The 7,031-nt window shown below is 66.5% G+C and carries 6 protein-coding genes; all 6 read right to left on the reverse strand.

All coding sequences use genetic code 11. From position 1 onward, the window contains the following. Nucleotides 1-139: 139 nt before the first annotated feature. Nucleotides 140-2,095 (reverse strand): acetyl/propionyl/methylcrotonyl-CoA carboxylase subunit alpha, encoded by a 1,956-nt coding sequence (locus ACUXVH_RS21530; protein ID WP_445495856.1) that lies wholly within the window; start codon nt 2,093-2,095, stop codon nt 140-142. Nucleotides 2,096-2,152: 57 nt separating this feature from the next. Continuing rightward, entirely contained in the window at nt 2,153-2,950 is a 798-nt protein-coding gene (locus ACUXVH_RS21535) for an enoyl-CoA hydratase/isomerase family protein (RefSeq protein ID WP_041119338.1), read from the reverse strand. After that, nucleotides 2,947-4,104 carry a citronellyl-CoA dehydrogenase gene (gene atuD, locus ACUXVH_RS21540; RefSeq protein ID WP_011062472.1) on the reverse strand — a complete coding sequence of 386 codons (1,158 nt, stop codon included), beginning with the start codon at nt 4,102-4,104 and terminating at the stop codon, nt 2,947-2,949. The genes ACUXVH_RS21535 and atuD overlap by 4 nt, the downstream gene beginning before the upstream one ends. A gap of 41 nt (nt 4,105-4,145) precedes the next feature. Further along, on the reverse strand, nt 4,146-5,762 hold the full coding sequence (gene atuC / locus ACUXVH_RS21545) for a geranyl-CoA carboxylase subunit beta (RefSeq protein WP_011062471.1): 1,617 nt from the start codon (nt 5,760-5,762) through the stop codon (nt 4,146-4,148). A 3-nt stretch (nt 5,763-5,765) separates the two neighbouring features. Next, a complete protein-coding gene (locus ACUXVH_RS21550; RefSeq protein ID WP_019095082.1) occupies nt 5,766-6,635 on the reverse strand; it encodes an SDR family oxidoreductase in 870 nt (289 codons plus the stop codon). A 10-nt stretch (nt 6,636-6,645) separates the two neighbouring features. Further along, on the reverse strand, nt 6,646-7,031 hold a 386-nt coding region (locus ACUXVH_RS21555; RefSeq protein ID WP_419957111.1), incomplete at its 5' end, for an AtuA-related protein.

A 7,031-nucleotide genomic window follows, 5' to 3' on the forward strand; every position in this document is an offset into this window, starting at 1 on the left:
AGCCTTGAAACATCCTGAAGAGGCTTGAGCGTAGCCAAAGCCGAGGCATCCGCCTAGGGGGACGACTGCTTGAGCGCATCGAGGGGGCATCGTCCCGACCGATGCCCCGTCTGCCTGGATCTGCTGGAAGGTGCCCGGGCTACTCCACCTCCACCAGTACCTGGCGGTTTTTCACCTGGTCCCCGAGGTTGACCTGGACCCGGGTGATCACCCCCTCGATCCCGGCCTTGAGCGGGTGCTCCATCTTCATCGCCTCCAGCACCAGCAGCAATTGGCCCTTGCTTACGTGCATGCCCTCACTGACCAGTACATCGACGATCGCCCCGTCCATGGGCGCCTTGAGCGTACCGCTGGAGGCAGTGTTCTGGCCCTGGGCCGGGGCATGGGTACGATCCACCAGGTGCAGGCTGCCCTTGGCGTTGCTCAGCCACAGCTCCCCGCCCTCCAGCCGATAGGCGCACGGGCGGCGAATGCCGTTGATCTCCAGGCTGGCCCGCCGGCCATCGGCGCTGCGCACCTTGAGCTCCAGCAGCCCATCGCCCTGGCGCACCTGCACAGCGCCCGAGGGCAGTGCGTTCAAGTGCAGCGACCATTGCCGGTCCTGCACCCCGAGCCGGTAGTCCAGGGGCACCCCGGCGTTGTTGCTCCAGGCATTGAGCGCCGGGCCATGGGCGCTGGCGCTGTGGTGGTGGAACAGCGCAGCGGCGATGGCCAGTTCCTCGGCAGTGGGCTCCTGGGGTTGCAGGCTCGGGTCCTGGGCAAAATGCTCGGCAATGAAGGCGGTGCTGAAGTGGCCGCTGGCGAACACCGGGTGGCGCAGCAGGTTGGCCAGCAGCCGGCGGTTGCTTTCCAGCCCCAGCAGCACGCAATCCTCGACGCCACGCAGCAGCTTGCGCCGCGCCTCTTCGCGGGTAGCACCGTGGGCGATCAGCTTGCCCAGCATCGGGTCGTAGAACGGGCTGATCCATTGGCCTTCCTGCAAGCCATGGTCGGTGCGGATCCCCGGTGCCGGCTCCCAGCGCAGGATCTGGCCGGTCTGCGGCAGGAAGTTCTGTGCCGGGTCCTCGGCATACAGCCGCACTTCAATGGCGTGGCCGTCGAGGCGCACCTGCTCCTGGCCCAGGGGCAGCGGCTCGCCGGCCGCCACTTGCAGTTGCAGGGCCACCAGGTCCAGGCCCGTTACCAGTTCGGTGACCGGGTGCTCCACCTGCAGCCGGGTATTCATTTCCAGGAAATAGAACTGCCCGCTCGCATCCAGGAGGAACTCCACGGTACCGGCGCCCACATAGTTCACCGCCCGCCCGGCCTTGAGCGCTGCCTCGCCCATGGCCTGGCGCAGCTCCGGGGTCATGACCGGGCAGGGCGCCTCTTCGATGACCTTCTGATGGCGGCGCTGGATCGAGCAATCCCGCTCACCCAGATAGATCAACTGGCCATGCTGGTCGCCGAACAGCTGCACCTCCACGTGCCGCGGCTCGATCAGCGCCTGCTCCAGGATCAGTTCGTCGCTGCCGAAGGCGTGCAGGGCTTCGGAGCGGGCCGTGCGGATCTGTTCCAGCAACTGGCCGGCCTGGTGTACCAGGCGCATGCCACGCCCGCCACCGCCGGCGCTGGCCTTGATCATCAGCGGATAGCCGATGCGCTGGGCTTCGCGCTGCAAGGTGGCGTCGTCCTGTTCCGCCCCCTGATAGCCCTGGATGCACGGCACGCCGGCTTCGAGCATGGCGATCTTCGAGCGACGCTTGCTGCCCATCAGCTCGATGGCGGCAGCGCTGGGGCCGATGAACACCAGGCCGGCGCTTTCACAGGCGGCGGCGAACTCGGCATTTTCCGAAAGAAAGCCGTAGCCCGGGTGAATGGCGTCGGCACCGGTGCGCCGTGCCGCTTCCAGCAGTGCGGCGCCGTCGAGGTAGGACTGCTGTACCGCGGACGGGCCGATGTGCACCGCTTCGTCAGCCAGTTGCACATGCAGGGCCTCGGCATCGGCATCGCTGAACACGGCCACGGTGCGATAGCCCAGAGCCTGGGCGGTACGCTGGATGCGGCAGGCGATTTCGCCACGGTTGGCGATCAGGATCTTGTTGAAATTGGGCATACAGGCTCCCGGGAATCGGTGGGGGGCGTTCGCCGGCAAGCCGGCTCCTACAAGGGCTCAGTTGGCCCAGGCCGGTTTGCGTTTCTGCACGAAGGCCAGGGTGCCCTCGACCCCTTCCTCACCCAGGACTGCATTGGCGAAGTCGTTGGCGGCCTGGTCCAGCAATGGCCCCTGCGGTTGGTCGACACTCGCCAGGAGCAAGGCCTTGGTCGCCGCGTTGGCCCCCGGGGCGCAGCGCAGCACCAGGGAAAGCTGCTGCTCCAGGCGTTCCTGCAGGGCCTTGGCATCGTTCTCGACAAAGTGCACCAGGCCCAGGCCCAGGGCTTGGGCGCCATCGAAACGGGCGGCGGTCAGGGCCAGGCGCCGGGCCTGGGCCAGGCCGATGCGCTGCACCACGAACGGGGCAATTTGCGCGGGCAGCAGGCCCAGGCTGGTTTCCGGCATGCCGAACTGGGCCGAGTGCTCGGCGATGGCGATGTCGCTGACACAGGCCAGGCCGAAACCGCCCCCCAGCACCGCGCCCTGCAGCACACACACCAGCACCTGGGGCAGGTGCTGCGCTTCTTCCAGCAGGGCGCCGAAGGCCCGGTTCAGTTCACGGTAGGCGGCGCTGCCATGGGCACGGGCGCCGGCCATGTCCTTGAGGTCGCCACCGGCACAGAAGTGCTCGCCGGTGCCGCGCAGCACCAGGGCACGGATGCTGCGCCGGTCACGGACCGCGGCCATCACCGTGCGCAGTTCGGCGACCATCTGCAGGCTCATGGCATTGCGGTTTTGCGGGCGATTGAGGCTGATGAACAGTACGCCGTTGCGCGGCTCCAGCAGCAGGGTCTGGCAGGTAGGGAGCGGGTTCATTTCTTTTTCCCCGGCAGGATGCCCATGAGCTTGCAGATGATCCCCAGCATGATCTCGTCGGCACCGCCGCCGATGGACACCAGGCGCACATCGCGATAGGCCCGGGCCACCGGGTTGTCCCACATGAAGCCCATGCCGCCCCAGTATTGCAGGCAACTGTCGCTGACCTCGCGGCCCAGGCGCCCGGCCTTGAGCTTGGCCATGGAAGCCAGCCGGGTCACGTCCTGGCCGCGTACATACTGTTCGGTGGCCTGGTAGACCAGGGCCCGCAGGCATTCGATCTCGGTGGACAGCTCGGCCAGGCGGAAGTGGATCACCTGGTTGTCGATCAGCGGGCTGCCGAAGGTCTTGCGCTCCTTGCAGTACTCGATGGTGCTGTCCACGCAGTACTCCAGGCCCTTGATCATGTTCGCCGCGCCGAACAGCCGTTCTTCCTGGAACTGCAGCATCTGCATCATGAAACCGGCGCCTTCGTGGCCGATGCGGTTGCGTTGAGGCACTCGCACATTGTCGAAGAACACCTGGGCGGTTTCCGAGCTGCGCATGCCGAGCTTGTCCAGATGCGAGCTGAGGCTGATGCCCGGGGTGTTCATCGGCACCATGATCAGCGACTTGTTGACGTGGGGCTTGTCGTCCGAAGTGTTGGCCAGCAGGCAGATGAAGTCGGCGCTGGGGGAGTTGGTAATCCACATCTTGCTGCCGTTGATCACGTAGTCGTCGCCGTCCTTGCGGGCGTGGGTCTTGAGCCCGGCCACATCGGAACCGGCGCCGACTTCGGAGACGCCGATGCAGCCGACCTGCTCGCCCGTGATGGCCGGCCGCAGAAACTCGTCGCGCAGTTCATCGGAGCCGAAGCGCGCCAGGGCCGGGGTGCACATGTCGGTCTGCACGCCGATGGACATGGGAATGCCACCGCAATGGATGGTGCCGAACTCCTCGGCGGCGACGATGGAGTAGCTGTAGTCCAGGCCCATGCCGCCGAATTTTTCCGGCTTGGAGATGCCCAGCAGGCCCAGTTCACCGGCCTTGCGGAAAATCTCGTGGATGGGAAAGCGCCCGGCCTTTTCCCATTCCTCGACGTGGGGGTTGATCTCGCGGTCTACAAATTGGCGCACCGTGCGCCGCAGTTCTTCGTGTTCCTGGGTGAAGATCATTGTTGTTCTCCTCAAGTGGGGTCAGACCGCGAAATGTCCTATCAAAACCGCGCCACGCCAAAGCTGTTGGGCGCCAGCTCGCGCACCTGCGCCTCATGGCAGATGTCCAGCAGGTAGCCCAGCAGAGTGCGGGTATCGCGGGGGTCGATCAGCCCGTCGTCCCACAGGTTGGCGCTGCCGTAGAGCGCCGTGGACTGGCTGTCGAGCTTCTGCGCGGTGACCTGTTCCAGCATGTCGAGCATCTTCGGGTCGGCTTCCTGGCCGTTCTTCGCATGCTTGGCCTCGGTGACGATGCGCAGCACCTTGCCGGCCTGGGCGCCGCCCATCACCGCGGTGCGGCTGTTGGGCCAGGCGAAGATGAAGCGCGGGTCCAGGCCACGGCCGCACATCGCATAGTTGCCGGCGCCGTAGGAGCCACCGACCACGATGGTCAGCTTCGGCACTCGGGCATTGGCCACCGCCTGGATCATCTTCGCCCCGTGCTTGATCACCCCCTGCTGCTCGGATTCGGTGCCCACCATGAAGCCGGTGGTGTTGTGGAAGAACAGCAGCGGGGTCTGGCTCTGGTCACAGAGCTGGATGAATTGCGCGGCCTTGCTCGCGCCCTGGGGCGTGATCGGGCCGTTGTTGCCGATAAAGCCGCAGGGCCGGCCCTGGATCTGCAAGTGGCCGCAGAGGGTCTGGGCATCGAACTCGCCCTTGAACTCCAGGAACTGCGAGCCGTCTGCCAGGCGGGCGATGATTTCCCGGGCGTCGTAGGGCTTCTTCGGATCGTCGGGAATCAGCCCGAGCAACTCGTCGATGGGGTACAGCGGCTCGTTCCAGGTCCTGGCGGGTTGCACTGGCAGTCGGGTGTTCCACGGCAACAGGCTGACGATCTCGCGGACGATGCGGATGCCGTCGGCGTCGTTTTCCGCCAGGTATTCGGCGGTGCCGGCCACCTGGGCGTGCATCTCGGCGCCCCCCAGTTCTTCATCGGTGGCCACTTCACCGGTGGCGGCCTTGAGCAGCGGCGGGCCGGCGAGAAACAGCTTGGCCTCGCCACGCACCACCACCACGTAGTCCGAGAGCCCGGGCTGGTAGGCGCCGCCGGCGGTGGCCGAGCCGTGGACCACGGTGATCTGCGGCAGGCCCATGGCCGACATCCGCGCCTGATTGGCGAAGCTGCGTGCACCTTCGACGAAGATTTCCGCAGCGTAGTTGAGGTTGGCGCCACCGCTTTGCGCCAGGGTCACCACTGGCAGTTTGTTCTCCATGGCGATCTGTTGCAGGCGCAGGGATTTCTTCAGGCCGCTGGGGGAGATGGTCCCGCCCTTGATCGCGCAGTTGTTGGCCACCACCAGCATGCGCACGCCGCACACATAGCCGATGCCGGCAATCAGGCCGCCGCCGGCCTGGGTACCGTCCTTGTCGTCGTGCAGCTTGTAGCCGGCCAGGCTGGCCAGCTCGAGAAACGGCGCGCCCGGGTCCAGCAGCAGGTTGAGGCGTTCGCGGGGCAGCAGTTGGCCGCGCCGGTCGAACTTGGCCTTGGCTTCGGCGGCTTTGGCCAGCAGGTTCTGTTGCAGTTCCTGCAACTGTTGCAGGCCCGCCAGCATGGCTGCGCGGTTTTGTGCGAACTGCGGGCCGTGGGGGTCGAGTTGGGACTGGATCACCGGCATGGCTTATTCCTCGCCCTTGAGTACGTCGGGCAGGTAGGCGCGATGGAAGCCGTTGTAGGACTCGCTGTTGCGTGCCTTGCCCAGGGGCCAGGCACGGCTGCCCAGGCTGGCGGCGCCGTCGATGCGCAGGGTGCTGCCGCTGATGAAGGCCGCGCCGGGGCTGAGCAAGAAAACGATGGCGGCGCTGACTTCCGATTCGCTGCCGATGCGCTTGAGCGGCACGTGTTCACGCAGGGTGGGGATCACTGCCTTGAACGCGCCTTCATAGGTGTCCATGCCGCTGGAAGCGATCCAGCCCGGCGCCACCGCGTTGACCCGCACCCCGGCGTGCCCCCATTCGTAGGCGGCGGTCTTGGTGAAATTGTCCATTCCCGAGCGCGCCGCACCGGAGTGGCCCATGCCGGGCATGCCGCCCCACATGTCGGCGAGCATGTTGACGATGCTGCCGCCGTGGCGGCTCATGGACTGGTTGAACACTTCCCGGGCCATGAGGAAACCGCCCACCAGATTGGTGCGCAGCACGGTTTCGAAACCCTTCTGGTTGATCGAGGCCAGGGGCGCCGGGTACTGGCCGCCGGCATTGTTCACCAGGCCATGGATCGGACCAAAGCGCTCCATCAGCCGAGCCACCAGGGCCTTGACCGCTTCCTCGTCGCGGATGTCGCAGGCCTGCCAGTCGGCCTTGCCGCCGTCCTCGGCAATTTCGCCGGCGACCTTCTGCAGTTTTTCCGCCTTGCGCCCCACCAGCAGCACCTGGGCCCCCAGGGCCGCCAGTTCGTGGGCAGTGCAGCGGCCGATACCGCTGCCGCCGCCGGTGACGATGATGGTCTGGCCGGCGAACAATTGCGCTTTGAAAATCGAGTCGTACACCACGGCAGCTCCTTTAATTGACGGCGTCGGCGATGCTCTGCGGCACCGGGATCTGGATTTCCAGCAACTGCTGGGCGAAGGCCTTGCCTTGCGGGTCGATGCGCAGGCTGGCGACGCCGCCGCCGCCCAGGGCGTTCTCCAGCAGGAAGTTGAGGCTATGGGTGCCCGGCAGGTACCAGCGCTGGACCCGGCCATGCACCGGGTCCAGCACATGGCCCATCCAGTCCACCAGCACCTCGGGAGTCAGGGCTTCGGCGATCCACGGCAGGTAGTCGGGGTGGCGCGCCATGACCCCGATATTGCTGTGGTTGCCCTTGTCGCCGGAACGTGCCACCGCCAGCTTCACCAGCGCCACGCTGGCATCGGCGCGGCCGCGGGGGGCGGGCAGGGAATGGGGGG

The sequence above is a fragment of the Pseudomonas sp. 8(2025) genome (assembly GCF_052665325.1).